A 24696-nucleotide genomic window follows, 5' to 3' on the forward strand; every position below is an offset into this window, starting at 1 on the left:
GGCCTCACAGCAACGGGATATCGCCCCTCTCCCAGCCCTCGGTGATTTCCGCGCCGCGCGCCTCGAAGGTGCCGGCCTCGATCGCAGCGCGGATGTCCTGCATCAGTTTCTGGTAGTAGGACAGGTTGTTCCAAGTCAAAAGCATGGCGCCGAGCGCCTCTTGCGAGCGCACCAGATGGTGGAGATAGGCGCGTGAGTAGTCCCGGGCCGCCGGGCAGTCGCTCTCCTCGTCCAATGGACGCGGATCATCGGCATGGCGGGCGTTGCGCAGATTGACCTTGCCGCGCCTGGTATAGGCAAGACCATGGCGGCCGGCCCGCGTCGGCATTACGCAGTCGAACATGTCGATGCCGCGCGCCACCGATTTCAGGATATCGTCAGGCGTGCCGACGCCCATCAGATAGCGCGGCTTGTCCGCTGGCAATTCCGGACAGGTGATGTCGAGCATTTCGAGCATCACCGCTTGCGGCTCGCCGACGGCCAGGCCGCCAACCGCGTAGCCCTTCAGCTCCATCGCGCTCAGCGCCTGCGCCGAACGCACCCTGAGCGCTGCGTTGTCGCCGCCTTGCACGATGCCGAACATCGCCTTGCCCGGCTGATCGCCGAACGCCGTCTTGCAGCGCTCGGCCCAACGCAGCGACAGCTCCATGGCGCGCTCGATCTCCTTCATCTCGGCCGGCAGCGCCGTGCATTCGTCGAGCTGCATCTGGATGTCGGAATCAAGCAGTCCCTGGATCTCGATCGACCGCTCCGGCGACATCTCGTAGGCAGCGCCATCGATATGCGAACGGAAGGTGACGCCCTTTTCGGTCAGCTTTCTCAGCTTCGACAGCGACATCACCTGGAAACCACCGCTGTCGGTCAGAATCGGATGCGGCCAGCGGGCGAACTCGTGCAGGCCACCGAGCCGCGCGACGCGCTCGGCGCCGGGCCGCAGCATCAGATGATAGGTGTTGCCCAGGATGATGTCGGCGCCGACACCGCGCACCTGGTCCATATACATCGCCTTGACGGTGCCGCCGGTGCCGACCGGCATGAAGGCCGGCGTGCGGATTTCGCCGCGCGGCATGTCGATCACGCCGCGTCGCGCCTTGCCGTCGGTTGCCAGAACCTTGAAGCTGAACGGCTTAGCCATTGAATTCCTTGTCGTGGACCGGGGCGTCCGGCGCCTGATTGTCAAGCGACTGGCGGTAGTGGATGCCGCGCATGGTGGAATCGCGGTGCTGGCGAATGCCCGCGCGCAGTTTTTTCACTTCCGCGACCAGCGCATCACGGTCAAAGGCTTGCAGATCATCGTCCATCGCTCGTCTCCGCTCGGAAAAGTAGGCTTGCGTCGCCATAGGAATAGAATCTGTAGCGGCTCTCGATGGCATGCGCATAGGCCGCGCGCATCGTGCCGAGGCCGCTGAAGGCCGAGACCAGCATGAACAGCGTCGAGCGCGGCAGATGGAAATTGGTCATCAGCACGTCGGCGGTGCGAAAACGGTAGCCGGGCGTGATGAAGATATCGGTCGGACCGGACCACGCAGCCAGAGTACCGTCCTCACGCGCCGCACTCTCCAGCAGACGCAGCGAGGTCGTGCCGACAGCGACGATGCGCCCGCCCCTTGCTCTTGCGGCATTCAGGGCGTCCGCAGTGGCTTCGCTGACCGAACCGGTCTCGGCATGCATCTTGTGGTCGGCGGTATCGTCCGCCTTCACCGGCAGGAACGTGCCTGCGCCGACATGCAAGGTGACGAAGCGGCGTTCGATGCCCTTGCTGTCAAGCGCTGCAAAAAGCTCCGGCGTGAAATGCAGGCCCGCTGTCGGAGCCGCAACGGCGCCTTCCTCGCTTGCATAGATGGTCTGGTAGTCGGCCCGGTCGCGTTCGTCGTCGTCGCGTTTCGAGGCGATGTAGGGCGGCAGCGGAATGTGGCCGACCGCGTGCAGCGCCTCGTCGAGGAACGGCCCCGACAGATCGAAGCCAAGCAGCGCTTCGCCGCCCTCGCCTTTCTCGATCACCGTGGCGTCGAGCTGACCGAGGAAACAGGAATTGCCGTCATGGCCGAAATGGATACGGTCGCCGGCTGCGATGCGCTTGCCCGGCCGCATGAAGGCCAGCCAGCGGTCCGGCGCCATGCGCATATGCAGCGTGGCTTCGACCTGCGCCGTCGCCTCACCCCGCCGCCGGATGCCTTTGAGCTGCGCTGGAATGACCTTGGTGTCGTTGAACACCAGCACGTCGCCGGCCCTGAGCAACGATGGCAGGTTGCCAACCGTCCGGTCGTCGAGCGCCTCGCCCGGCTTGACCACCAGCATCTTGGCGCTGTCGCGCGGCTCCGCCGGGCGAAGCGCGATGCGCTCCTCCGGCAAATCGAAGTCAAAGAGATCGACGCGCATCAGTAGAGCCGGACGAGCAGCGCTCCGACCAGCAGCAGCACCGCGCCGGCGATGCGACCGAGCGAGATTTCACGCACCGCGACGCCGAGGAAGCCGATGCGGTCGATGAGCATGCCGGCCAGCAACTGGCCGGCGACCAGAAACGCCATCAGCGCGGCCGCACCGATGCGTGGCGTGAGAATCGTCGACAGCGTGACATAGAAACCGCCCAGCATGCCGCCGGCCACGAACAGCCAGGGCGCCGGCGCCTTCCAGTCGAGCGAGATGCCCTGCAGCTTCACCACCGTGACGGAAATAATGCCGAGCACGATCGCGCCCGACAGGAACGAAAACGCAGCCGCCGCGACCGGGAGGCCCAGGCCGCGCGCCAGTTGCGAATTGATCGGCGCCTGAATGGCAATGAAGGCGCCGGACAGGATGCCGAGAAGCGACCAGACGACGCCCATCATTGTCGTTTGCCCTTACTTGACGTCGGCCGCGACCTTCAGCGAGACGATCTTGTCGGGATCCTGCACCGGCTCGCCGCGCTTGATCTTGTCGACATTGTCCATGCCTTCGATGACCTGGCCCCAGACCGTGTACTGACGATTGAGGAAGGCGGCATCGTCGAAGCAGATGAAGAACTGCGAATTGGCCGAGTTCGGGTTCTGCGAACGGGCCATCGAGCAGGTGCCGCGAGCATGGTTGGCGTTGGAGAATTCAGCCTTCAAATCCGGCTTTTCAGAGCCGCCCATGCCCGCGCGGGACGGCGCGAAGGAAGGCTTGCTGGAATTGCCGAACTTGACGTCGCCGGTCTGCGCCATGAAACCCTCGATAACGCGGTGGAAGACCACGCCGTCATAGGCGCCTTCCCTGGCCAGTTCCTTGATGCGGGCGACATGGCCCGGCGCCAGGTCGGGGAAAAGTTCGATGACCACATTGCCCTTGGTCGTTTCCATGATGAGCGCGTTCTCGCGGTCCTTGATTTCGGCCATGTCAGATATCCTTTTTCAGAAAAACAGAGTTATTCGACAATTTACTTGTCGGCGGCGATGCGCACCTTGATCATCCGGTCGGGATCGGTGACCGTGCCGTTGTCCGCCTGGTCGCCCTTCTTGATGTGATCCACCAGTTCCATGCCGCTGACGACATTGCCGACGATCGTGTACTGGCCATCGAGGGGCGGTGCCGGAGCGAACATGATGAAGAACTGCGAATTGGCCGAATTGGGGTCCTGCGAGCGGGCCATGCCGACCACGCCGCGCGTGTAGCGCTCGGTCTGCGAGAATTCGGCCGGCAGGTCGGGTAGATCGGAACCGCCGGTGCCGACGGCCTGGGCGCTAAAACCCTTCTTGACGTTGCCGAACTTGACGTCGCCGGTCTGCGCCATGAAACCGTCGATGACGCGGTGGAAGGCGACATTGTCATAGGCGCCCTGGCGCACCAGCTTCTTGATCTGCGCGACGTTCTTGGGCGCGAGATCGGGCCGAAGCGCAATGGTGACGTCGCCGTCCTTCAGCGTGATGATCATGGTGTTTTCCGGGTCGGCGGCAAAAGCCGAGACCGATGCGGTCACAAGACCGGCAAGCACAACAAGGAACGAGGCGAGCTTTTTCAGCTGCATATCTGTCTCCGGGGTCTTATTTCTTGAATTTGGCGGTGAGCGCGCCAGCGACAGCCGCCGGCACGAAGGGGCGGATGTCGCCTCCCATCGAGGCAATCTGGCGGACAAGTGTGGCGGTAATGGTGCGCACGGAGGGGCTGGCGGGCAGAAAAACCGTCTGCAGTTCAGGCGCCATCGTCTCATTCATGCCGGCCATCTGCATCTCGTAGTCGAGGTCGGTGCCGTCGCGCAGGCCGCGGATCATGATCGAGGCGCCCTGCTTCCTGGCCGCGTCGATGACCAGCCCGTCGAAGGCGACGACCTTGATGCGCGCGCCATCACGGCCGAATTCCGCTTTCGTGGCGGTCTCGATCAATTGCACCCGTTCCTCGAAGGAAAACAGCGGTTGCTTGCCCGGATGGATGCCGATCGCCGCATAAACGATATCGGCCACGGCCAGCGAGGCCTTCAGCACATCGAGATGGCCGTTGGTCAGCGGGTCGAAGGAGCCGGCATAGAGGGCGATGCGTTCAGTCATGGCTGGTGCTTCTAGCGAGCCTCTCTCGCAAAGGCAAATCCGATCGGCGCGCCGGCGGTGAACCTTTTCCGGCACATGAACGACAGATGAACACGCCGATCACGAAGCCTTCACGCAGCGTTCACTAGGTTGCACCTTAATAAGATGAAACCAAAATCCCATCTATCCGTTGTTAGGCGCAGGAGAACACGCACATGCTGATCTACATGCTCGCCACCGCAATGACCGTCGCCATGCTGATTGCAACCGTATTCGGGCTGCATCAGGAGGCACAACGCGTCCGCATCAAGGCCAACGCCAAGCGCTTCGAAGGCTTCGGCCCCCGCAAGCCGTATCGTCACTACTAAGTCAGTCTCAACTTGCTGCCGCGCCGGCCGATTGGCCGGCGTTGTTATGTCAAAACAAGGTAGCAGTCTTATTCCGCACCCTCGGGGCCGGCATCCGCCGCAGGATCGGTTTCGGCACCGGCATCGGTGCTTTCCTCGATTTCCTCGTCCGATTGCGGCTCAGAGATGCGCTCGACCGAAACCACCTTTTCACCTTCAGCCGTGTTGAAGATGGTCACGCCCTTGGTGGCGCGGCTGGCGAAGCGGATGCCGTTGACCGGCACCCGGATGACGGTGCCGCCATCCGACACCAGCATGATCTGGTCGTCATTGCCGACCGGGAAGGTCGCCACCAGCCGGCCGATCTCGGCTACCTTGGAAACATCGGTGGCACGAATGCCCTTGCCGCCGCGCCCGGTCACCCGGAAATCATAGGAAGACGACCGCTTGCCGTAGCCATATTCCGTCACTGTCAGCACGTACTGCTCGTGTACCTTGAGATTCTCGTAGTCCGCGTCGGAAAGCTCCGCCTCCTCGCCGACCTCTTCGTTGGTCAGCGCGATCTCTTCCTCTTCGCCGGCAGCGATTCCGGCGGCAAGCCGCCGTTCGGCCGCCGCCCGCTTGAGATAGGCAGCGCGTATGGCCGGCGACGCATCGACACTCTCGATCACCGCCATGGAAATCACCCGGTCTGTCTCGGCCATGGCAATGCCACGCACGCCGACCGAATTGCGGCTCTGGAAGACGCGCACGTCGCCGACGGAGAAGCGTATGCACTGGCCGGAACTGGCGGTCAGCAGCACGTCGTCCTTGTCGGTGCAGGTCTCGACGCCGAGGATCTCGTCGCCTTCTTCCTCCAGCTTCATGGCGATCTTGCCATTGCGGTTGACCTGGACGAAGTCGGATAGATCGTTGCGGCGCACGGTGCCACGTGTGGTGGCGAACATCACGTAGAGTTCGCTCCAGCTGGCCTCGTCCTCGGGCAGCGGCATGATGGTGGTGATGCGCTCGCCCTGCTCCAGCGGCAGCATGTTGATCAGCGCCTTGCCGCGTGATTGCGGATTGCCGATCGGCAGCCGCCAGACCTTTTCCTTATAGACGATGCCGCGCGAGGAAAAGAACAGCACCGGTGTATGGGTGTTGGCGACGAACAGCCGGGTGACGAAATCCTCTTCCTTGGTCGACATGCCGGAGCGGCCCTTGCCGCCGCGGCGCTGCGCCCGGTAGAGCGACAGCGGCACGCGCTTGATGTAGCCGGAATGGCTCACCGTCACGACCATGTCCTCGCGCTGGATCAGATCCTCGTCTTCCATGTCCGAACCGCCGTCGGTGAGTTCGGTGCGGCGCGGCGTGCCGAACTCGTCGCGCACGGCGGCAAGCTCGTCCTTGACGATCTTCTGGACACGCGCTCGGGACGACAAAATGTCCAGATAATCAATGATTTCAGCGCCGATCGTGTTCAACTCGTCGGCGATCTCGTCGCGGCCGAGCGCGGTCAGGCGCTGCAGGCGCAGTTCGAGGATGGCGCGCGCCTGTTCCTCTGACAGATTGTAGGTGCCGTCTTCATTGATCCGATGACGCGGGTCATCGATCAGGAGGATCAGAGATTCCACGTCGCCAGAGGGCCAGCGCCGCTCCATCAACTGCTCACGCGCTGTCTGCGGATCCGGAGCGGTGCGGATCAGTTTGATGATCTCGTCGATATTGGCGACGGCGATGGCGAGACCGACCAGCACATGGGCGCGGTCGCGCGCCTTGCGCAGCAGGAATTTTGTCCGCCTTGTGATCACCTCCTCGCGGAAGGCGACGAACGCCTTCAGCATATCGGTCAGGTTCATCACTTCCGGTTTGCCGCCATTCAGTGCCACCATATTGGCGCCGAAAGAGGTCTGCAGCGGCGTGAAGCGATAGAGCTGGTTGAGGATGACGTCGGCAACGGCGTCGCGCTTCAACTCGATAACGACGCGGTAGCCCTGGCGGTCGCTCTCGTCGCGGATATCGGAAATGCCCTCGATGCGCTTGTCGCGCACCAGTTCAGCCATCTTCTCGATCATCGACGACTTGTTCACCTGGTAGGGAACTTCGGTGATGATGATCGACTCGCGGTCATTGCCGCGCTGTTCGATGTTGACCTTGCCGCGCATGACGATGGAGCCACGGCCGGTCGAATAGGCGTTGTAGATGCCCGAACGGCCAAGCACGATGCCGCCGGTCGGGAAATCCGGTCCCGGAATGATCTCCATCAACGCCGGCAGGTCGATCGCCGGATTGTCGATTAGGGCGATAGCGCCGTTGCAGATTTCGCTGAGATTGTGCGGCGGGATGTTGGTCGCCATGCCGACGGCGATGCCGCCCGAGCCGTTGACCAAAAGGTTGGGAAACCGTGCCGGCAGAACCTTCGGTTCGCTGCCCGACGCGTCATAAGTGTCCTGGAAATCGACGGTATCCTTGTCGATATCCTCCAGGAGCTCGTGCGCGACCTTGGTCAGGCGCGCTTCCGTGTAGCGCATCGCCGCAGGCGGATCGCCGTCGATCGAGCCGAAATTGCCCTGCCCGTCGATCAACGGAACGCGCAGCGACCAGTCCTGCGCCATGCGCACCAAGGCGTCATAGATGGAGGCGTCGCCATGCGGATGGTATTTACCCATCACGTCGGCGACAGGACGCGCCGACTTCACATATTTGCGGTTCCAATGGTAACCGCTCTCATGGGCGGCGAAGAGAATGCGGCGATGCACCGGCTTGAGGCCGTCGCGCACGTCCGGCAGCGCACGGCTGACGATCACGCTCATGGCGTAATCGAGATAGGAGCGCTGCATCTCCTCGACGATGGATATCGGCTCGATGCCGGTGGGGCCGCCCTCGGCGCCGCGCGGTGTCTTCTGGTCGGTCAAATCGGATCACAATCTAATCAGGAATCACTTGGTGCTTATATAGGAAGCAAGGCTGAAACTCCAACATTCCCAGCACTTTTCCAGTGTCATTTTTGGTGGTAATTTCAAATGGATACCATTGATTGCGACGATATGGCCAAGGCGGTTTCGCCGCCATCGACGCAAAAGCCTGCAATGGACGTTTTCCCCGAGCAAAAGCCACGAGCGCGATGGATTGGACCCTGTGGCTGCCCTTGCGAGCACCTGAGCCGATTCACGAGACGCGAAGGCCCATAGCGCCACGGCGGGCGCGATACTTACCGGGCGTTTCGCCCATGACACGACGAAACCGGCGGTTGAAGGTCGACAGGTCGTTGAAGCCGGCCCCGAAGGCGATCGCCGAGACCGCATCATCCGACATCTGCAGCCGCACCGCTGCCCTGTGCAGCCGCGTCTTGAGCAAGAACTGATAGGGCGTCATGCCCGCGACCTGCCGGAAGATGCGCAGGAAATGGTAAGGACTGGTCGCAGTCTCATCCGCAAGCGCTGAAAGCGAGACCGGCCCGTCGGCATCCAACTCTATCCGCCGCACCGCTTCGGCCACCCGTTTCTGATCGCGGCGGCTCGGCGCGCGCCTGACATGCGTGGCTCCGGTGGCAATCGTCGCGGCGGCACCGGCCATGCGCAGGGAAAGTTCCTCGAAGGCATCCAGGTCGGCAGTCTCGCGCGCGGCTTCCGCCTCGGCCAGCAGTGGCGCCAGCACAGGCAAAGGCGGCAGGCGCGGTGTGGCGAAGGCCAGCTTCCTGGCGCCCGGCACGCCAGCCACGATCCGTTCCAGGTAGGACGGCCCGAAATGAAACGACAGGCAACGGTCGCCGCTGCCATGTTCATGCCCGCACTCGTAACATGTGCCGGGATTGCCGAGCAGGAGGGCGCCGGGCGCCAGCATTGCCGTACCTTGTTGCGCGCGGTAGCGGAACGTGCCGCTGGTGACGGCGGCCACACAGAAATCCTGATGAGCTTCCTCGAACGGCCGATCGCCAGCGCCGGCCGAGCAGATCACGTCCGTCACGCGCCAGCCGGGGCCGGATGCAAGCGTATGCGTTGTCGCTGTCATGGACGAAATATAGCAATTTTTCCCAAGCCCAGAACCCCATCACCGCCTACTCCCTCCCAGTCTCCTGACAAGAAGAGGCCACAACCATGTTCGATCAATCCTCGTTTGCCGAAGCCCTGCATAGCCCCGGACCGATCGAAGGGCTTGCCGAAAAACTGAGCCTTTACGGCCGCTTCGTCGGCGCCTGGACTTTCAACGCCTCGCGCCATCTCGAGGACGGTACGGTGCTGACAGGGCGTGGCGAGGTGCATTTCGGCTGGGTGCTGGAAGGCCGGGCGATTCAGGACGTGTGGATCCTGCCCGCGCGGGACACTGGTTCCCAGCCTTCGCTCGGCAAATGGACTTTTTATGGCACGACGCTGCGCGTCTATGATCCCGGCGCGGATGCCTGGCACATCTTCTGGAGCGACCCGCGCAACCAGTATTTCAGCCGCCAGCTCGGCCGCGCCGAGGGTGACACGATCGTGCAAGTGGGCGCCGACGGCACCGGCAGTTCAGTACGCTGGAGCTTTTCACGCATCACCGAAAACTCCTTCCGATGGCTGGGCGAACGCTCGCAAGACAATGGCGCGACATGGCGGCTGGAAGTCGAGTTCCTGGCGCGCCGAGAGGTTTGATCGCCGAGGAATGCAGCAGCAGCCCAGAATAAAAGCGTCGCGATCCTTTGCGCCGGCATCAACCACTTTCCCGCTGACAGTTCCCACCGACCGGGCTTTGCTCTACCAATATTCTGTCCGGGCACGGCCCGGCGGGAGGGTCAGAGATGCCGAGTTTCGACAGCCTGTTCAACGCCTTCGTCACCATTCTCGTGACCATCGATCCGCCTGGCCTGGCGCCACTGTTCCTGGCCGTAACGCGCGGCATGAACCGCGAGGAGCGCCAGCAGGTTTCCGTCCGTGCCTCGATCATCGGCTTCCTGGTGATGGCGCTGTTTGCGGTTGCCGGCGCATCGATCCTGTCGGTGTTCGGCATAACGTTGCCGGCCTTCCGCGTCGCCGGCGGTTTCCTGCTGTTCTTCATCGCCTTCGAGATGGTGTTCGAGCGCCGGCAGGACCGTAAGGAGAAGATCGGCGACGTCGCCATCACCAAGGACATGATCCACAACATCGCCGCCTTCCCGCTGGCGATCCCGCTGATCGCCGGCCCCGGCGCGATTTCGGCGACGGTGCTGCTTTCCGGTTCATTTCAGGGATTTGCCGCGCAGGCAGCCCTGGTCGGCATCATCTTCGTCTGCCTCGCCATCACCTATCTGGTGTTCGTGCTGTCGGAACGCATCGACCGCATCCTCGGCCAGACTGGTCGTTCGATCCTGACCCGGCTGCTTGGCGTCATCCTGGCGGCACTGGCCGTGCAATTCGTGGCCGATGGCATCAAGGCGCTGATGGCGGGGTAACGCGACGAGCTGCCGCCGAAGCCGGCCCTATTTCACCGTCGTGTCGATCACTTCGAAATCGTGGGTAATCGTCGCGGTCTTGGCCAGCATCGCAGACGCCGAGCAATATTTTTCGATCGAAAGGTCGATCGCGCGTTTCACCTTGTCGCTGGAGAGTGCCCTGCCCTTGACGACGAAATGCATATGGATGCGTGTAAAAACCCTGGGCTCGGTTTCGGCCCGGTCGGAGTCGAGTTCGACGACGCAGTCCTCGACCGCCTCGCGGCCTTTTTCGAGGATATGCACGACATCATAGGCCGAACAGCCACCGGTGCCGATCAGCACCAGCTCCATCGGGCTTGGACCCGGCGACTTGCCTTCCGATCCGTGCGCTGTTCCGAGCACGACCTTGTGACCGCTGCCGGATTCCCCGACGAAGGTGCGCTCCTCGACCCACTTTACGCGTGCTTTCACCCAACTCGTCCTTTCACCGTATTTCGTTGATCGGCCCGGTCAGCGTTCAATTCACAATGCAAAACCCCGAAAGTCCATGAATGACTCTCGGGGCACTGTGTCTGACATAACTGTTGCGATCAGAACGGGATTTCGTCATCCAATTCGCGCGACGAACCGCCACCGCCGCCGCTCTTGGCACCGCCACCGCCGCGATTGAAGCCTTCGCTCGGGCTGGACTGGCCGAAATCGGAACCACGGCTGCTGCCGCCACCGGTATAGCCGCCGACCTGACCGCCCTCGCCCTGTCCGCGTGCGTCGAGCATCTGCAGCTCACCGCGGAATTTCTGCAGCACGACTTCCGTCGTGTACTTGTCGGCACCGGTCTGGTCCTGCCATTTGCGCGTCTGCAACTGGCCCTCGACATAAACCTTCATGCCCTTCTTCAGATATTGCTCCGCCACCTTGGCGATGCCCTCATTGAAGATGACGACGTTGTGCCACTCGGTTTTTTCCTTGCGTTCGCCGGAATTCTTGTCGCGCCAGCTTTCCGATGTGGCGATGCGGATGTTGACGACCGGTTCACCCGAATTCAGGCGACGGATTTCGGGATCCGCGCCGAGATTGCCGACCAGAATGACCTTGTTGACGCTACCCGCCATGATATTTCTCCGCGCTCATCCGAAACAAATTTTTGTCGCAGCACCTTACAGGCTGCAGGCGATCGCCGCTTGCCATGGCTGCCTTTACCCACAAGGTTTTTGTTCCCTTTTCGTTCTTATCCGCATCGCTGCTTATTGTCAAGGAATGGCAGCAATGCCGAAGCCGATCATATGGGCTCGAAAAGACCGCTTGCCAAATCGATAAGTGTGCACTTATGCTTTTGGCATGATCGAAGCAGAGATTTTTCGCGCACTGGCCGACCCGACGCGCCGCGCCGTCTTTGAGCGGCTGGCCGCCGGCGAGATGAGCGTGTCGGAATTGCGCACCGGGATGACGGTGTCGCAGCCCGCGGTGTCGCAGCATCTGGCGGTGCTGCGTGGCGCCGGGCTGGTGGTCGAGCGGCGAGCCGGCCGCAACGCCTATTACCGCGCCGATCCGCAGGGGCTCGCCCCCTTGCTCTCCTGGGTCGAACGCTACCGGACCTTCTGGCCGGAACGCATCGAAAGGCTGAAGGCGGTTTTGAAGGACATGGATCAATGAAGAAGGCGGGATCAATACGAGGGCCAAAGCGACGCCGCGGATGCGCTCGAGTTCGAGTACGACCTTGCGGCGCCGCCGGAAAAGGTGTGGCGGGCCCTGACCGTGCCGGAGTTGCTGGCCGCCTGGATGATGCCGAACGACATCAGGCCGGAGACTGGCAGCCGTTTCGCCTTCGCCGGTCCGGATGCGCCGATCGAATGCGAAATCCTCGACGCCGAACCCGAGAAGCTGCTGCGCTATTCCTGGCGGGAGCAGCCGGCCGACGCAGCCAGGCAGGATCCGCTCGAAAGTACCGTCACCTTCACACTTGCCCGAACCGTTTCCGGCGGCACGCATCTGCGCATCGTCCATGACGGATTTGCCCGCAAGGCCATGCCTGCCATCGCCATGGCGGGCGCCGGCTGCCGGCTTTCGCTCGGTGCAAACAGGTCATCTAAGCCAATCGCCGCAAACACGCCTCGCCTCCTGCTTCGCGCGGCCTGAAAACAAAACGGACGGAGAGAGATAATGAGCGGTGTTGCCAGTCTGGTGCCGATGGTCATCGAGCAATCGAGCCGCGGCGAACGCGCCTTCGACATCTTTTCGCGGCTGCTGCGCGAGCGCATCATCTTCATCAACGGCGAGATCAACGACGACATTTCGGCGCTGGTCTGCGCGCAGCTTTTGTCGCTGGAATCGGACAATCCCGACAAGGAGATCTCGCTCTACATCAACTCGCCGGGCGGCGTGGTCACCAGCGGCTTCGCCATCTACGACACAATGCAATACATCAGCTGCCCGGTGTCGACCGTATGCATGGGGTTTGCCGCATCGATGGGCTCGTTCCTGCTGATGGCAGGCGCACCGGGGCGCCGGATCTCGCTGCCGAACGCCACCATCCTGCTGCACCAGCCGCTGGGCGGCTTCCAGGGCCAGGCCTCCGACATCCAGCGCCATGCCGAGCGCATCGGCCGGACGAAACGGCACATGGCCGAACTCTACGCGCAGCATTGCGGCCGCAGCTATGAAGAGGTCGAGCGCACGCTGGACCGCGACCACTTCATGACCGCCCGCGAGGCCCAGGCATGGGGCATCGTCGACCATGTTTTCGACACGCGAAAAAAGGCGGCGTGAGCCAGGGCCGGATCGGACTCCGTCCGGCTGTCGAAGATTTGACGATGCCGGTCTGGTTCCATCGGCGGCGCGCCACTATAGTCTTGGGATGACCGACACTCATCAGTCCAGATCATTGCACCGCGTCATCGCCGTTGTAGCGCTCGCCATTGCGGGCCTCATCAGCGGCGCGGCACTTGCCGAAGACAGTTCGCCGTCAACGCAAAAAGGCGCCCTGCCCGGCGTAACCGGCGACTACCGCATCGCCAAGCCGGCTCCGGAGCCCGACGACGCGTTTCCCGGCAACGGCAACGGCCAGTTCAAGATCGGCGATACGGATGTCAGGATTTCCGGCAGCATCACCGTCGATGTCGGCGCCGGCTCGATCGGGCCGCCGCGCCACTGACAGTCTGTCGGCGCGTGCTGCGTTGCGCCAAACAGACAATCCGCACATGAAAACGGCCCCGCCGTGCTTTGCGCAAACGGACGGGGCCTTTTTGGATCTCAAATCCAATCTCTACCGGGAGTGTACTGCCGGCATTTGATTTCGGATGCAACGCGGCGTTCAACCGACGATCCGACTAACAGTCTCTGATTTTTACGGGGATATGGCAGGTCACGGTTTGTCGGGTGGCGAAAACGCTAAACCCTGGCACTTATGCCTGCCGCCGCTCCAGTAACAACTGGAACCCTATGGGACGATCCGGTGGCGTCATAGCTCCGCTCCTTTGTCCATTGCGACGTTGTCGTCACGAAGCACAAATCGCAAATGCCTGCGGCGTCTCGCAGGCCGCCTTTGGGCGGCGAGGCCATCGAAAGACGGCCGTCTTCGTTGACTGCTGGAGACTGCTCCCGTCAGCTGGTGGCGTCAACCATCAATAGCCGGTTACCGAAAAATGTGATCGCCGGAAGGTTACGTGCAGGTCAGCTTTTGCACAGCTTTGTCAGGAGCGTGTTCGGCCTTTGTTCTTTCCGCTTGCCCGTTCACGCGAAAGACGGTTAAACGCTTTGGTCGGGAATTGTGGCGTCTCTCGACGTGGCGGCAAAACTACCTACATAGGGGATGGCCGGGAAAACCCGCCATTCCAGGAAATTCCAGATTCTGAGGCGGCGACCGGCTATGGCCGACCATAAATATCTTTCCATTCGCGGGGCGCGCGAACACAATCTGAAGAATGTCGATCTCGACTTGCCGCGTGACAGCCTGATTGTCATGACCGGCCTGTCGGGGTCCGGCAAGTCATCGCTTGCCTTCGACACGATCTATGCCGAAGGCCAGCGCCGCTACGTCGAAAGCCTGTCGGCCTACGCGCGGCAATTCCTTGAGATGATGCAGAAGCCTGACGTCGACCAGATCGACGGCCTGTCGCCCGCCATCTCCATCGAGCAGAAGACCACCTCGAAGAACCCGCGTTCGACCGTCGGCACCGTCACCGAGATCTACGACTATATGCGGCTGCTTTTTGCGCGCGTCGGCATCCCCTATTCGCCGGCCACCGGCCTGCCGATCGAGAGCCAGACGGTTTCGCAGATGGTCGACCGCGTGCTGGCGATCGAGGAAGGCACGCGCCTGTTCATCCTGGCGCCAATGGTGCGTGGCCGCAAAGGCGAGTACCGCAAGGAATTGCTGGAACTGCAGAAGAAGGGCTTTCAACGCGTCAAGGTCGACGGCGTCTTCTATGAGATCGCCGACGTGCCGGCGCTGGACAAGAAGTACAAGCATGACCTCGATGTCGTCGTCGACCGCATTGTCGTGCGCGGCGATCTGGCAACACGGCTTGCCGATTCCATCGAAACGGCGCTGAAGCTGGCCGATGGGCTGGCGGTCGCCGAATTCGCCGACAAGCCGCTCGATTCCAGCCAGACCGGCGAAGATTCGGTCAACAAGTCGAAGAACGAGACACATGAGCGCATCCTGTTCTCGGAAAAGTTCGCTTGCCCGGTCTCCGGCTTCACCATTCCGGAAATCGAACCGCGGCTGTTCTCGTTCAACAACCCGTTCGGCGCCTGCCCGACCTGCGACGGTCTCGGCAGCCAGCGCGCCATCGATGGCAATCTGATCGTGCCGGACGAGAACATCTCGCTGCGCGACGGCGCCGTCAGCCCGTGGGCGAAGTCGACCTCGCCCTATTACGCGCAGACGCTGGAAGCACTTGGCAAGGCCTATGGCTTCAAGCTCGGCGACAAGTTCAAGGATTTGTCCGAAGAGGCCAAGGAAGCCATCCTGCGCGGCACCGGCGAGCGCGAGATCACCTTCCAGTATGATGACGGCCTGCGCTCCTACAAGACCACCAAGACCTTTGAAGGCGTCATTCCCAATCTGGAGCGGCGCTGGAAAGAGACCGAATCCGCCTGGATGCGTGAGGAGATCGAGCGCTTCATGTCGGCCACGCCCTGCCCGGTCTGCAAGGGCTATCGGCTGAAGCCCGAGTCGCTGGCGGTGAAGATCGCCGGCAAGCACATCGGCGAAGTCACCGAGCAGTCGATCCGCAACGCCGACAAATGGTTCACCGACCTGCCGGCGCACCTCAACGACAAGCAGAACGAAATCGCGGTGCGCGTCTTGAAGGAAATCCGCGAACGGCTGCGCTTCCTCAACGATGTCGGGCTCGACTACCTGACGCTGTCGCGCAATTCCGGCACGCTGTCGGGCGGCGAGAGCCAGCGCATCCGGCTGGCATCGCAGATCGGCTCCGGTCTCACGGGCGTGCTCTACGTGCTGGACGAACCGTCGATCGGCCTGCATCAGCGCGACAATGCCCGCCTGCTCGATACGCTGAAGCACCTGCGCGATATCGGCAACACGGTCATCGTCGTCGAGCATGACGAGGACGCCATCCTGCATGCCGACTATGTCGTCGACATGGGTCCGGCCGCCGGCATCCATGGCGGCGAGATCATCGCCCAGGGCACGCCGCAGCAGGTCATGGCCAATCCCAATTCGATCACCGGCAAATATCTGTCGGGCGCGCTCGAAGTGGCGACGCCAGGCGTGCGGCGTGAAGCGAAGAAAAACCGGCGCCTGAAGATCGTCGGCGCGCGCGGCAACAATCTGAAGAACGTCACCGCCGAAATCCCGCTCGGCACTTTTACCGCCGTCACCGGCGTGTCGGGCGGCGGCAAGTCGACCTTCCTGATCGAGACTTTGTTCAAGGCGGCGTCACGCCGCATCATGGGCTCGCGCGAGCACCCGGCCGACCACGACCGCATCGAGGGCCTCGAATTCCTCGACAAGGTCATCGACATCGACCAGTCGCCCATTGGCAGGACCCCGCGTTCGAACCCCGCCACCTATACCGGCGCCTTCACGCCGATCCGCGATTGGTTCGCGGGCCTGCCGGAGGCCAAAGCGCGCGGCTACCAGCCCGGCCGCTTCTCCTTCAACGTCAAGGGCGGCCGCTGCGAAGCCTGCCAGGGCGACGGCGTCATCAAGATCGAGATGCACTTTTTGCCCGACGTCTACGTCACCTGCGACGTCTGCCACGGCAAGCGCTACAACAGAGAGACGCTCGACGTCGTGTTCAAGGGCAAGTCGATCGCCGACGTGCTCGACATGACGGTCGAGGAAGGCGTCGACTTCTTCGCCGCCGTGCCTGGCGTGCGCGACAAGCTCGAAACGCTGAAGCAGGTCGGCCTCGGCTACATCCATATCGGCCAGCAGGCGACGACACTGTCCGGCGGCGAGGCGCAGCGCATCAAGCTCGCCAAGGAACTGTCGCGCAAGGCGACCGGCAAGACGCTCTATATCCTCGACGAGCCGACCACCGGCCTGCATTTCCACGACGTCGCCAAGCTGTTGGAAGTGCTGCATGAACTGGTCGACCAGGGCAACACGGTGGTGGTCATCGAGCACAATCTCGAAGTGATCAAGACCGCTGACTGGGTACTCGACCTCGGCCCCGAAGGCGGCGACGGCGGCGGCGAACTGGTCGCCTCCGGCACGCCGGAAGCCATCGTGCGCGAAAAGCGCAGCTACACCGGCCAGTTCCTCAAGGAGCTTCTGGAGCGGCGCCCCGGAGGCAAGCGCGAAGCGGCGGAGTGATCGGACCGGTTGGCGCCTGGAGAGCTTTTGAATGAAAATCAGAAGAGCGCTTGCCGGTGATCTCCAAACCGTCGTCTGGCTGACCGAAGCGGCCTATGCACCGTACATCGCCCTGTTCGGCGCACCGCCGATCCCGGTCACCGAGGACTATGCGCCGCGCATCGAGGGCGGCGAGGTGTGGGTGTTGGAGAGCGGCAGCGAAATTGCCGGAGTGCTCACACTGGAACGGCACGACGATCACGCGATGATCTTTTCCGTCGCGGTCTCCCCTGCTTTCCAGGGCAAAGGCTTCGGCATTGCGTTGCTCAAACACGCCGACGAACAGACACGCCTGTGGGGCCTGCCCGAGGTCCGGCTCTACACCAACGCCAGGATGGAGCGGAACATTGCGCTCTATCTGGCCTATGGTTTCCACGAAACGGGTCGCCGGCCCAATCCCTATCGGCCTGGATGGGTGCTCGTCGACATGGCCAAAACCGTCGATGAGACCACCGCGGCTGATCTTTTTCAGCATTTGGGAGGATGACAATGAGCACATCGGGAACAATCCGCGCCGGCATGGGCGGCTGGACCTTCGAGCCCTGGGATACGTCCTTCTATCCCGACAAGCTTCCCAAGGCCAAGCAGCTGAACTACGCCACTCGCCAGGTGCCGAGCATCGAGGTCAACGGCACTTACTATTCCAGCTTCAAGGAGCCGACCTTCGTTAAATGGGCCAACGAGGCGCCGGACGGTTTCGTGTACTCGCTAAAGGGCAACCGCTTCGTCACCAACCGGCGCGTGCTCGGCGAGGCCGGCGAATCGATGATGCGCTTCCTCGGCTCGGGTGTTGCCGCGCTCGGTGAAAAGCTCGGGCCGATCCTGTGGCAGTTCGCGCCGACCAAGAAATTCGATCCGGACGATTTCGAAGCCTTTTTGAAACTGCTGCCGGAAAAGCAGGACGGCGTTGGGCTGCGCCATGCGCTCGAAGTCCGCAACGACAGTTTTGTCGTGCCGGAATTCGCAGCACTTGCCCGAAAATACAAGGCCGCGATCGTTTACGCCGACCATGCCAAATATCCCGACATCGCCGATGTCACCGGTGATTTCGTCTACGCCCGGCTGCAGACCGGCAGCGATGACAATCCCGACTGCTACACGCCGAAAGGCCTCGATGAATGGGCCGCGCGGGTAAAGATTTGGGCGCAAGGCAAGCAGCCGGCCGACCTGCGGCGCGCCGACCCCGCCACCGATGCGCCGGTCAAGCCGCGCGACGTGTTCGTCTACTTCATCACCGAGGGCAAGGTGCGCGCGCCGTTCGGCGCCATGGCACTGATGAAGCGAGTGGACCAGGGTCAGCCGGTGCCCTGACGCAGCGGAATCATGGCATCTTCGCTACCGTCGTAACCTTATCGATACCTCCTTGCTACATGAATCCAGCCGAACCAGTCGCAGATTTGGGCCGCCGCGGGCAAGGACGAGGGGCATGTCGCTCGACTACACTTCACTTCTGCTGGCTGTCGGTTTTTCCGCTGCCTGCCTGAGCCTGACATTGTTTGGCATGTGGCTGACCGCTCGCTCGGAGAAATTCCTGCTGACATGGGCGATCAGTTTGGTGTTCGTGGTCGGCGATATTTTTGTCTATGACGCCTATATCGATATGCCCGGGCGCCTGCTCGGCATCGCCACGCTGGCTTTCCTCCTGCTCGGTTTCTCGACAATGCTGGGCGCGGCCTACCAGTTCAGAACCGGCGGCTCGCCAGTGCCGCGAACGGTGCTTGGCAGCGCCATTTCGCTGGCCGTGACGTTGCCTCCGATGGCTCTAGGCTATGACGGGCTGGGCTTCATGTTCGAAAATGCCTTCGCCGCCTTGCTTCTGTTCGCAACGGCGGTCGAATACTGGAAAGGCCGCGACGAAGCCCCTGCCCTGACGATCGGTATCACCGCGCTCTATTCCGCCACGGCCGCATCCTTCGCTCTCTGCGCCATGGTTCTAGCCTTGGATGGAAAGCTGGTCCTTGGACATGCGCCAAGCAACTGGGCCGAGGAACTGAGCCTCATCATCGTCATCGCCAGCATGACCGGGATCGGGGCGCTTTCCCTGGCCCTGAACCAGGGACGTCTGGCCCGGCATCACCGCCACAATGCCCTGACCGACCCGCTGACCGGCCTGCTCAACCGCCGCGCCCTGTTCGACCTGCACGGCGATGCGCCGGTCGGCGCCTTCACGGCGGTGGTCGTCTTCGATCTCGACAACTTCAAGGCCGTCAACGACGAATTCGGCCACGCCGCCGGCGATGAGGTGCTGAAGGTGTTCGCACGGGAACTCGCCGGCAATCTCCGCCCGGGCGACGTCGCCGCGCGCATGGGCGGCGAGGAATTCGCGCTGGTGCTGAAGCGGACCTTGCCCGAAACGGTGGAGGCCACCGCCGAGGCCATACGGACAGCTTTTGCCGCGCACCGCATCGAAACCGAGACAGGCTCGCTGATATGCACGGTCAGTGCCGGATTTGCTTTCGGCACCAAGGAAGGTCTCGGCTTCGACAAGGTGCTCAATACCGCCGACAAGGCGCTCTACGACGCCAAGCGCGGTGGCCGCAACCGCGTCACCGCCTCTCCGTTCAGGCGCGCAGGCTGATCGCGCATCTGTGGCAGCCACGATCACGATGAGCGGTGCGACTTCCAGAGCATTTCACCGTTTCAAGGAAACGGCGAGCTGCTCTAACCCTGATGCAATTGTCCAGGGAAAGCGCTTCGCACTTTTCCCAGAATTGCTCTACGCCGCCATCACGATTTCATTGAATGCATCCAGGTCGACATAGAAGACCTTGGTGATCTCCTCGATCAGGTCGTCATGGCCGTAGCCTTGGGACTTCAAGATGTTGATGGCAGTGATGATATCGACGCGCTCGGTAAGCCGCCGCTTCTGGTAGTCCTCGACGTAACGTTCCATGGCTGTCCCTTAGCCTGTGTGCCCAAACGCGTTGAACGACAAAGATCGCAGGAGAGAAGCTAGGAAGCCTTGCTTGCGTGAGACTTGCCGGTGATAGCCGCGGCTCGATCTGCGATAAACCAGACTGGTACGGAAGCGGCCGACTCACAAAAGCCTAGGAAAAGACTAGCACGCAGTTGCCGATGCACCAGAGACGCTGATGCAGGGCCGGAGAAATATTGGACTTGGCAAGGACTTCGGATCGTCAACTGAAGTGCGGCGGCGATTCTACACCGTCAGGAACTTCCGGACATCGGCACGGTCCAGATCTTCCGCCGGACCGGTATGGACGATCACGCCCCGGTCCATGATGTTGACCTCGTCGGCGAGTTCGCGGCAGAAATCGAGATATTGTTCGACCAAAAGCACGGCGATGCCGGCTTGGTCGCGCAGGTAGCGGATGGCGCGGCCGATGTCCTTGATGATCGACGGCTGGATGCCTTCGGTCGGCTCGTCGAGCACCAGCAGCTTCGGCCGCATCACCAATGCCCTGCCGATGGCGAGCTGCTGCTGCTGGCCGCCGGAAAGATCGCCACCGCGACGGCCGAGCATCTGCTTCAGCACCGGGAACAATTCGAAGACATGTGCAGGAATGTTGCGGTCGGCCCGTTTCAGCGGCGCAAAGCCTGATTCCAGGTTCTCCCGCACGGTGAGCAGCGGAAAGACCTCCCTGCCCTGCGGTACGAATGCGATGCCCGACCGGGCGCGGTCATACGCCGCGCTCCGGTCGAGCGCCTTCCCCTCGAAGGCAACGCTTCCGCTCGTCAGCCGGTGATGGCCGACGATCGATCTCATCAAACTGGTCTTGCCGACGCCGTTGCGGCCGAGCACGCAGGTGATCTTGCCGGCGCCCGCCTTCAGCGACACGCCGCGCAGCGCCTGGGCGGCGCCGTAGTGCAGCGTGGCATTGGAAACTTCGAGCATGTCAGCGCCTTTTCCACAACCGCAGGAACGACAGATCGAAGTGATGGAATTGCACCCGCCAGACCATGCTCATCTCCCCAGATAGACTTCGACGACACGCTCGTCGGCCGACACGAAATCGAGTGTGCCCTCACTCAGCACCGAGCCCTCATGCAGGCAGGTGACCTTGACGCCGAGCTCGCGCACGAAATGCATGTCGTGCTCGACGACGATGACCGAATGGTCGCGGGCAATATCCTTGAGCAGCCGCGCGGTTTCCTCGGTCTCGGCATCGGTCATGCCGGCGACCGGTTCGTCGACCAGAAGCAGTTTCGGGTCCTGCGCCAAGAGCATGCCGATCTCGAGCCACTGCTTTTGCCCATGGCTCAGATTGGCCGCTAGTTCGTCACGCTTGTCGCCAAGCCGGATGATGCCGAGGATGTCATCGATCTGCCGCGTCTCGGCGGCCGAGCGGCGATGGAACAGCGCCGGGAAGATCGAGCGCGGCCCCTTCAGCGCCAGCATCAGGTTTTCCTCGATCGTGTGGCTTTCGAACACGGTCGGCTTCTGAAACTTGCGGCCGATGCCCATCATGGCGATCTCGGCCTCATCATGCTTGGTCAGATCGACCTGGCCGTCGAAGAACACGTCGCCTTCGTCGGGCCGCGTCTTGCCGGTGACGATGTCCATCATCGTCGTCTTGCCGGCGCCGTTGGGGCCGATGATGGCGCGCATCTCGCCCTTGTCGAGCACCAGCGACAGATTGTTGATGGCGCGAAAGCCGTCGAAGGAGACCGAGACGCCGTCGAGATAAAGGATCGTGTTCGATTTTGACATGGTCGCTCACTCCGCCGGCTGCGGCTCGGGGTTGCTGGCGGACCAGTCGCCGGGCTTTCTCGCCTCGCTGCGAACGATTTTCGCCGGCGGCGGGACGTCGGGGTCGCTGCCGGCTTCCTCGGCGACGGAAGCTGCACGCAACGCCCTGGCGTTGCCGCGCCAACTGTCCCACATGCCGATGACGCCCTTGGGCAACAAGAGCGTGACGGCGACGAACAGCCCGCCCAAAGCAAACAGCCAGAACTCCGGCAGAACGCCGGTGAACCAGGATTTGCCGGCATTGACCAGCAACGCACCGATGATCGGCCCGACAATGGTGCCGCGTCCGCCGACAGCCGCCCAGACAACGACTTCAATCGAATTGGCCGGCTCGAACTCGCCCGGATTGATGATGCCGACCTGCGGCACGTAGAGCGCGCCGGCTATGCCGGCCATGACAGCCGAGACGGTGAAGGCGAACAGTTTTACGTTCTCCGCCCGCCAGCCGAGGAAGCGCGTGCGGCTCTCGGCATCGCGCACCGCCATCAGGAGCTTGCCGTATTTGGAGCCGACGATCGCCCAGGTGACGAAGACGGCTAGCGCGAGCATCACGGCGCTGGCGGCAAACAGCGCCGTGCGCGTCGCGTCGGCCTGCACGTTGAAGCCCAGAATATCCTTGAAATCGGTCAGGCCGTTGTTGCCGCCGAACCCCATGTCGTTGCGAAAAAAGGCAAGCAGCAGCGCGTACGTCATCGCCTGGGTGATGATCGAGAGATAAACGCCGGTGACGCGGCTGCGGAAGGCGAACCAGCCGAAGACGAAAGCCAGCAGGCCAGGCACCGCCAGCACCATGAGGCCGGCGAACCAGAAATGGTCGAAGCCATACCAGAACCACGGCAATTCCTTGTAGTTCAGGAACACCATGAAGTCGGGCAAGATGGGGTTGCCGTAGACGCCGCGCGAGCCGATCTGGCGCATCAGATACATGCCCATCGCATAGCCGCCGAGCGCGAAGAAGGCGCCGTGGCCGAGCGAGAGAATGCCGCAATAGCCCCAGACAAGATCGAGCGCCAAGGCGAGCAGCGCATAACAAAGATATTTGCCGGTGAGCGCGACAATGTAGGATGGGACGTAGAAGGCGCTGGTGGGAGACACCGCAAGGTTGAGCAACGGCACGATGACGGCCGCCGCCAGCAGGATGAAGATCGTGATGGCGATGCGGCGGTCCGCGCCGGCGGCAAAGAAGCGTCCCGTGATCATGCTTCCACCGCCCTGCCCTTGAGCGCGAACAGGCCGCGCGGGCGCTTCTGGATGAACAGGATGATCAGCACCAGCACGACGATCTTGCCGAGCACCGCGCCCGCATAGGGCTCGAGAAACTTGTTGACGATGCCAAGCGAGAAGGCGCCGACCAGCGTGCCCCACAGATTGCCGACGCCGCCGAAGACAACGACCATGAAGCTGTCGATGATGTAGCCGCGACCGAGATTGGGCGAGACGTTGTCGATCTGGCTGAGCGCGACACCGGCAATGCCTGCAATGCCGGAGCCGAGCGCGAAAGTCAGCGCGTCGACCCAAGGCGTCCTGATGCCCATCGAGGCGGCCATGCGCCGGTTGGCGGTGACGGCGCGCATCTGCAGGCCCCAGGGCGTGCGCTTCATCACGTAGAGCAGGATGCCGAAGACAGCGAGCGCGAAAACCAGGATCCACAGGCGGTTCCAGGTGATCGCCAACTGTCCGACATTGAACGAGCCCGACATCCACGAGGGGTTGCCCACCTCCTGGTTGGTTGGCCCGAAGATCGAACGCACCGCTTGCTGCAGGATCAGCGAGACGCCCCAAGTCGCCAGCAGCGTTTCCAGCGGCCGGCCATAGAGGAAACGGATGACGCCGCGCTCGATGATCAGGCCAACCAGGGCCGCGACGAGGAAAGCCAGCGGCAGCGCAATGACCAGCGACCAGTCGAACAGGCCGGGAAAGGAGGTGCGGATCACCTGCTGGACGACGAAGGTCGTGTAGGCGCCGAGCATGACCATCTCGCCATGCGCCATGTTGATGACGCCCATGACGCCGAAGGTGATGGCAAGGCCGATTGCCGCCAGCAGCAGCACCGAGCCCAGCGAAATGCCGTACCAGATGTTCTGGCCGGCATCCCAGAAGGCCAGCGTCGAATTGATGTTGGCGATCGCGGCTGTCGCCGCTTGCCTGACCGCGTCGGTGGAATTCACCTCGACAGACGTGAGCAACGAAACCGCGTCGCGGTCGCCCCGCGCCCCGATCAGCGCGATGGCAGCGAGCTTTTCGCCATCAGGCCGGTCGGAGACCAGAACGGAGGCCGCACGGGCCTGTTCGAGCAGAGCCTTGACGCTTGCCACGGTCTCGCTGGCAATGGCCGTGTCGAGCGGTCCGATGTTTGCGGCGTCGGGCGTTTTGAACATGGTGTCGGCGGCGGCGATGCGCACGGCCGGATCCTTGGCGCCAAGCGTCAGCGTGCCCAACGCATCGCGGATGACGCGACGCAGCGTGTTGTTGACCTTGATCTTGGTGATGTCGTCCTTGGCCGCCTCGCCCGATGCCTCGCCGCTCAACGGGTCGGAAAGCTGGACGCTTTCGCCCGCTTCCTTGCCGACAAACACCAGGGAATCGGCCTTGCGGACATAGAGGTTGCCGTCGGCCAGTGCCGCAAGCGACCGCTCCACCGCCGGATCGCCGGCAGCAGCCAGTTCGTGGACGACGGCTCCGATCTCGGAAAAGCCCTTGGCCGTGGTGAATTTGGCGATGATGCCGCGCAGATCGGTTTCGCCGGCGCCCGAAGACGACAGCGTCGCCAGCAGGAACAACAGCGTCAAACCAATCGTACGAAACAGGTTCATCGGTTTCTGGTAACCCTTGAAGGTTGAAGTGGGCGTGGGGGGGGGGGGGGGGGGGGGGGGCGAGCGCCGCCCGCGGGCGGGGGGGGCCCGGGGGGGGTGGGAGTGGGGGGGAGGGCGGCGGCCCCGCCGAGGGGGGAAGCAATATATAGGACGCGG

General features: G+C 62.6%; 26 protein-coding genes and 1 pseudogene. 11 read left to right on the plus strand and 16 right to left on the minus strand.

Features of this window, described 5'->3' with window-relative positions; all coding sequences use genetic code 11:
• Nucleotides 1–4: 4 nt before the first annotated feature.
• The 7 genes from tgt to coaD all read right to left on the minus strand — a co-directional run bounded on the left by tgt (nt 5) and on the right by coaD (nt 4499).
• On the minus strand, nt 5–1135 hold the full coding sequence (gene tgt / locus NKJ04_RS28825; protein ID WP_128303591.1) for a tRNA guanosine(34) transglycosylase Tgt: 1131 nt from the start codon (nt 1133–1135) through the stop codon (nt 5–7).
• Nucleotides 1128–1301 (minus strand): hypothetical protein, encoded by a 174-nt coding sequence (locus tag NKJ04_RS28830; RefSeq protein ID WP_023812988.1) that lies wholly within the window; start codon nt 1299–1301, stop codon nt 1128–1130. The genes tgt and NKJ04_RS28830 overlap by 8 nt, the downstream gene beginning before the upstream one ends.
• Complete coding sequence (gene queA, locus NKJ04_RS28835) at nt 1291–2379, minus strand: tRNA preQ1(34) S-adenosylmethionine ribosyltransferase-isomerase QueA (protein WP_352442599.1); 1089 nt, start codon at nt 2377–2379, stop codon at nt 1291–1293. Before queA ends, NKJ04_RS28830 begins: the two co-directional genes overlap by 11 nt.
• Nucleotides 2379–2828, minus strand: coding sequence for a DMT family transporter (locus tag NKJ04_RS28840; protein ID WP_352442598.1), 450 nt, complete (start codon nt 2826–2828; stop codon nt 2379–2381). The genes queA and NKJ04_RS28840 overlap by 1 nt, the downstream gene beginning before the upstream one ends.
• A 12-nt stretch (nt 2829–2840) precedes the next feature.
• On the minus strand, nt 2841–3353 hold the full coding sequence (locus tag NKJ04_RS28845) for a peptidylprolyl isomerase (RefSeq protein ID WP_352442597.1): 513 nt from the start codon (nt 3351–3353) through the stop codon (nt 2841–2843).
• A 41-nt stretch (nt 3354–3394) separates the two neighbouring features.
• Nucleotides 3395–3889, minus strand: a complete 495-nt coding sequence (locus NKJ04_RS28850) for a peptidylprolyl isomerase (RefSeq protein ID WP_352678772.1) — start codon at nt 3887–3889, stop codon at nt 3395–3397.
• 109 nt (nt 3890–3998) lie between these two features.
• Nucleotides 3999–4499 carry a pantetheine-phosphate adenylyltransferase gene (gene coaD, locus NKJ04_RS28855; protein ID WP_352660327.1) on the minus strand — a complete coding sequence of 167 codons (501 nt, stop codon included), beginning with the start codon at nt 4497–4499 and terminating at the stop codon, nt 3999–4001.
• Nucleotides 4500–4693: 194 nt separating this feature from the next.
• On the opposite strand from coaD, the gene NKJ04_RS28860 reads away from it, so the two are divergent.
• A complete protein-coding gene (locus tag NKJ04_RS28860; RefSeq protein WP_352678740.1) occupies nt 4694–4846 on the plus strand; it encodes a hypothetical protein in 153 nt (50 codons plus the stop codon).
• A 68-nt stretch (nt 4847–4914) separates the two neighbouring features.
• Here the strand turns inward: NKJ04_RS28860 and gyrA are convergent, their stop codons facing one another.
• The gene (gene gyrA / locus NKJ04_RS28865; RefSeq protein ID WP_352678742.1) at nt 4915–7719 is read right to left on the minus strand and encodes a DNA gyrase subunit A; all 2805 of its coding nucleotides are present in this window, start codon (nt 7717–7719) and stop codon (nt 4915–4917) included.
• Nucleotides 7720–7972: 253 nt separating this feature from the next.
• A complete protein-coding gene (locus tag NKJ04_RS28870) occupies nt 7973–8815 on the minus strand; it encodes a helix-turn-helix transcriptional regulator (RefSeq protein ID WP_352678744.1) in 843 nt (280 codons plus the stop codon).
• Nucleotides 8816–8901: 86 nt separating this feature from the next.
• On the opposite strand from NKJ04_RS28870, the gene NKJ04_RS28875 reads away from it, so the two are divergent.
• Nucleotides 8902–9432 (plus strand): hypothetical protein, encoded by a 531-nt coding sequence (locus NKJ04_RS28875; protein ID WP_352553041.1) that lies wholly within the window; start codon nt 8902–8904, stop codon nt 9430–9432.
• 146 nt (nt 9433–9578) lie between these two features.
• Entirely contained in the window at nt 9579–10208 is a 630-nt protein-coding gene (locus NKJ04_RS28880) for a MarC family protein (RefSeq protein ID WP_023670949.1), read from the plus strand.
• A gap of 27 nt (nt 10209–10235) precedes the next feature.
• On the opposite strand, the gene NKJ04_RS28885 is transcribed toward NKJ04_RS28880, so the two are convergent.
• Complete coding sequence (locus tag NKJ04_RS28885; RefSeq protein ID WP_352678746.1) at nt 10236–10661, minus strand: OsmC family protein; 426 nt, start codon at nt 10659–10661, stop codon at nt 10236–10238.
• Nucleotides 10662–10780: 119 nt separating this feature from the next.
• The gene (locus NKJ04_RS28890; protein ID WP_127270744.1) at nt 10781–11302 is read right to left on the minus strand and encodes a single-stranded DNA-binding protein; all 522 of its coding nucleotides are present in this window, start codon (nt 11300–11302) and stop codon (nt 10781–10783) included.
• Between the two features lie 226 nt (nt 11303–11528).
• Between NKJ04_RS28890 and NKJ04_RS28895 the strand changes: the two genes are divergently transcribed.
• From NKJ04_RS28895 to NKJ04_RS28930, 8 genes and pseudogenes are all read left to right on the plus strand, one after another.
• Complete coding sequence (locus NKJ04_RS28895) at nt 11529–11843, plus strand: ArsR/SmtB family transcription factor (RefSeq protein WP_352678749.1); 315 nt, start codon at nt 11529–11531, stop codon at nt 11841–11843.
• Between the two features lie 24 nt (nt 11844–11867).
• Nucleotides 11868–12326: pseudogene (locus NKJ04_RS28900) on the plus strand (SRPBCC family protein); the annotation flags it as partial.
• 24 nt (nt 12327–12350) lie between these two features.
• A complete protein-coding gene (locus tag NKJ04_RS28905) occupies nt 12351–12956 on the plus strand; it encodes an ATP-dependent Clp protease proteolytic subunit (protein WP_352678754.1) in 606 nt (201 codons plus the stop codon).
• Nucleotides 12957–13044: 88 nt separating this feature from the next.
• Nucleotides 13045–13341, plus strand: a complete 297-nt coding sequence (locus tag NKJ04_RS28910) for a hypothetical protein (RefSeq protein ID WP_128303588.1) — start codon at nt 13045–13047, stop codon at nt 13339–13341.
• A gap of 714 nt (nt 13342–14055) precedes the next feature.
• On the plus strand, nt 14056–16977 hold the full coding sequence (gene uvrA / locus NKJ04_RS28915) for an excinuclease ABC subunit UvrA (protein WP_352678757.1): 2922 nt from the start codon (nt 14056–14058) through the stop codon (nt 16975–16977).
• Between the two features lie 31 nt (nt 16978–17008).
• The gene (locus NKJ04_RS28920) at nt 17009–17503 is read left to right on the plus strand and encodes a GNAT family N-acetyltransferase (RefSeq protein WP_352678760.1); all 495 of its coding nucleotides are present in this window, start codon (nt 17009–17011) and stop codon (nt 17501–17503) included.
• A 2-nt stretch (nt 17504–17505) separates the two neighbouring features.
• Nucleotides 17506–18327, plus strand: coding sequence for a DUF72 domain-containing protein (locus NKJ04_RS28925; RefSeq protein WP_023813004.1), 822 nt, complete (start codon nt 17506–17508; stop codon nt 18325–18327).
• A 115-nt stretch (nt 18328–18442) separates the two neighbouring features.
• Nucleotides 18443–19594, plus strand: a complete 1152-nt coding sequence (locus tag NKJ04_RS28930; protein WP_023813005.1) for a GGDEF domain-containing protein — start codon at nt 18443–18445, stop codon at nt 19592–19594.
• A gap of 138 nt (nt 19595–19732) precedes the next feature.
• On the opposite strand, the gene NKJ04_RS28935 is transcribed toward NKJ04_RS28930, so the two are convergent.
• From NKJ04_RS28935 to urtB, 5 genes are all read right to left on the minus strand, one after another.
• Entirely contained in the window at nt 19733–19909 is a 177-nt protein-coding gene (locus tag NKJ04_RS28935) for a hypothetical protein (RefSeq protein WP_023759335.1), read from the minus strand.
• A 267-nt stretch (nt 19910–20176) separates the two neighbouring features.
• On the minus strand, nt 20177–20872 hold the full coding sequence (gene urtE, locus NKJ04_RS28940; RefSeq protein WP_023813006.1) for an urea ABC transporter ATP-binding subunit UrtE: 696 nt from the start codon (nt 20870–20872) through the stop codon (nt 20177–20179).
• Between the two features lie 69 nt (nt 20873–20941).
• A complete protein-coding gene (gene urtD, locus NKJ04_RS28945; RefSeq protein ID WP_023813007.1) occupies nt 20942–21688 on the minus strand; it encodes an urea ABC transporter ATP-binding protein UrtD in 747 nt (248 codons plus the stop codon).
• Between the two features lie 6 nt (nt 21689–21694).
• On the minus strand, nt 21695–22927 hold the full coding sequence (gene urtC, locus NKJ04_RS28950) for an urea ABC transporter permease subunit UrtC (protein WP_352678763.1): 1233 nt from the start codon (nt 22925–22927) through the stop codon (nt 21695–21697).
• Entirely contained in the window at nt 22924–24540 is a 1617-nt protein-coding gene (gene urtB / locus NKJ04_RS28955; RefSeq protein WP_352678766.1) for an urea ABC transporter permease subunit UrtB, read from the minus strand. Before urtB ends, urtC begins: the two co-directional genes overlap by 4 nt.
• Between the last annotated feature and the right edge of the window lie 156 nt (nt 24541–24696).

The organism is Mesorhizobium sp. M0618, from assembly GCF_040320765.1.
Taxonomy (GTDB): domain Bacteria; phylum Pseudomonadota; class Alphaproteobacteria; order Rhizobiales; family Rhizobiaceae; genus Mesorhizobium.

Coding starts and splice junctions, on each gene's coding strand:
- tgt (WP_128303591.1), bottom strand. CDS start 1,135: ATGGCTAAGCCGTTCAGCTTCAAGGTTCTGGCAACCGACGGCAAGGCG.
- NKJ04_RS28830 (WP_023812988.1), bottom strand. CDS start 1,301: ATGGACGATGATCTGCAAGCCTTTGACCGTGATGCGCTGGTCGCGGAA.
- queA (WP_352442599.1), bottom strand. CDS start 2,379: ATGCGCGTCGATCTCTTTGACTTCGATTTGCCGGAGGAGCGCATCGCG.
- NKJ04_RS28840 (WP_352442598.1), bottom strand. CDS start 2,828: ATGATGGGCGTCGTCTGGTCGCTTCTCGGCATCCTGTCCGGCGCCTTC.
- NKJ04_RS28845 (WP_352442597.1), bottom strand. CDS start 3,353: ATGGCCGAAATCAAGGACCGCGAGAACGCGCTCATCATGGAAACGACC.
- NKJ04_RS28850 (WP_352678772.1), bottom strand. CDS start 3,889: ATGATCATCACGCTGAAGGACGGCGACGTCACCATTGCGCTTCGGCCC.
- coaD (WP_352660327.1), bottom strand. CDS start 4,499: ATGACTGAACGCATCGCCCTCTATGCCGGCTCCTTCGACCCGCTGACC.
- NKJ04_RS28860 (WP_352678740.1), top strand. CDS start 4,694: ATGCTGATCTACATGCTCGCCACCGCAATGACCGTCGCCATGCTGATT.
- NKJ04_RS28870 (WP_352678744.1), bottom strand. CDS start 8,815: ATGACAGCGACAACGCATACGCTTGCATCCGGCCCCGGCTGGCGCGTG.
- NKJ04_RS28875 (WP_352553041.1), top strand. CDS start 8,902: ATGTTCGATCAATCCTCGTTTGCCGAAGCCCTGCATAGCCCCGGACCG.
- NKJ04_RS28880 (WP_023670949.1), top strand. CDS start 9,579: ATGCCGAGTTTCGACAGCCTGTTCAACGCCTTCGTCACCATTCTCGTG.
- NKJ04_RS28890 (WP_127270744.1), bottom strand. CDS start 11,302: ATGGCGGGTAGCGTCAACAAGGTCATTCTGGTCGGCAATCTCGGCGCG.
- NKJ04_RS28895 (WP_352678749.1), top strand. CDS start 11,529: ATGATCGAAGCAGAGATTTTTCGCGCACTGGCCGACCCGACGCGCCGC.
- NKJ04_RS28905 (WP_352678754.1), top strand. CDS start 12,351: ATGAGCGGTGTTGCCAGTCTGGTGCCGATGGTCATCGAGCAATCGAGC.
- NKJ04_RS28910 (WP_128303588.1), top strand. CDS start 13,045: ATGACCGACACTCATCAGTCCAGATCATTGCACCGCGTCATCGCCGTT.
- uvrA (WP_352678757.1), top strand. CDS start 14,056: ATGGCCGACCATAAATATCTTTCCATTCGCGGGGCGCGCGAACACAAT.
- NKJ04_RS28920 (WP_352678760.1), top strand. CDS start 17,009: ATGAAAATCAGAAGAGCGCTTGCCGGTGATCTCCAAACCGTCGTCTGG.
- NKJ04_RS28925 (WP_023813004.1), top strand. CDS start 17,506: ATGAGCACATCGGGAACAATCCGCGCCGGCATGGGCGGCTGGACCTTC.
- NKJ04_RS28930 (WP_023813005.1), top strand. CDS start 18,443: ATGTCGCTCGACTACACTTCACTTCTGCTGGCTGTCGGTTTTTCCGCT.
- NKJ04_RS28935 (WP_023759335.1), bottom strand. CDS start 19,909: ATGGAACGTTACGTCGAGGACTACCAGAAGCGGCGGCTTACCGAGCGC.
- urtE (WP_023813006.1), bottom strand. CDS start 20,872: ATGCTCGAAGTTTCCAATGCCACGCTGCACTACGGCGCCGCCCAGGCG.
- urtD (WP_023813007.1), bottom strand. CDS start 21,688: ATGTCAAAATCGAACACGATCCTTTATCTCGACGGCGTCTCGGTCTCC.
- urtC (WP_352678763.1), bottom strand. CDS start 22,927: ATGATCACGGGACGCTTCTTTGCCGCCGGCGCGGACCGCCGCATCGCC.
- urtB (WP_352678766.1), bottom strand. CDS start 24,540: ATGAACCTGTTTCGTACGATTGGTTTGACGCTGTTGTTCCTGCTGGCG.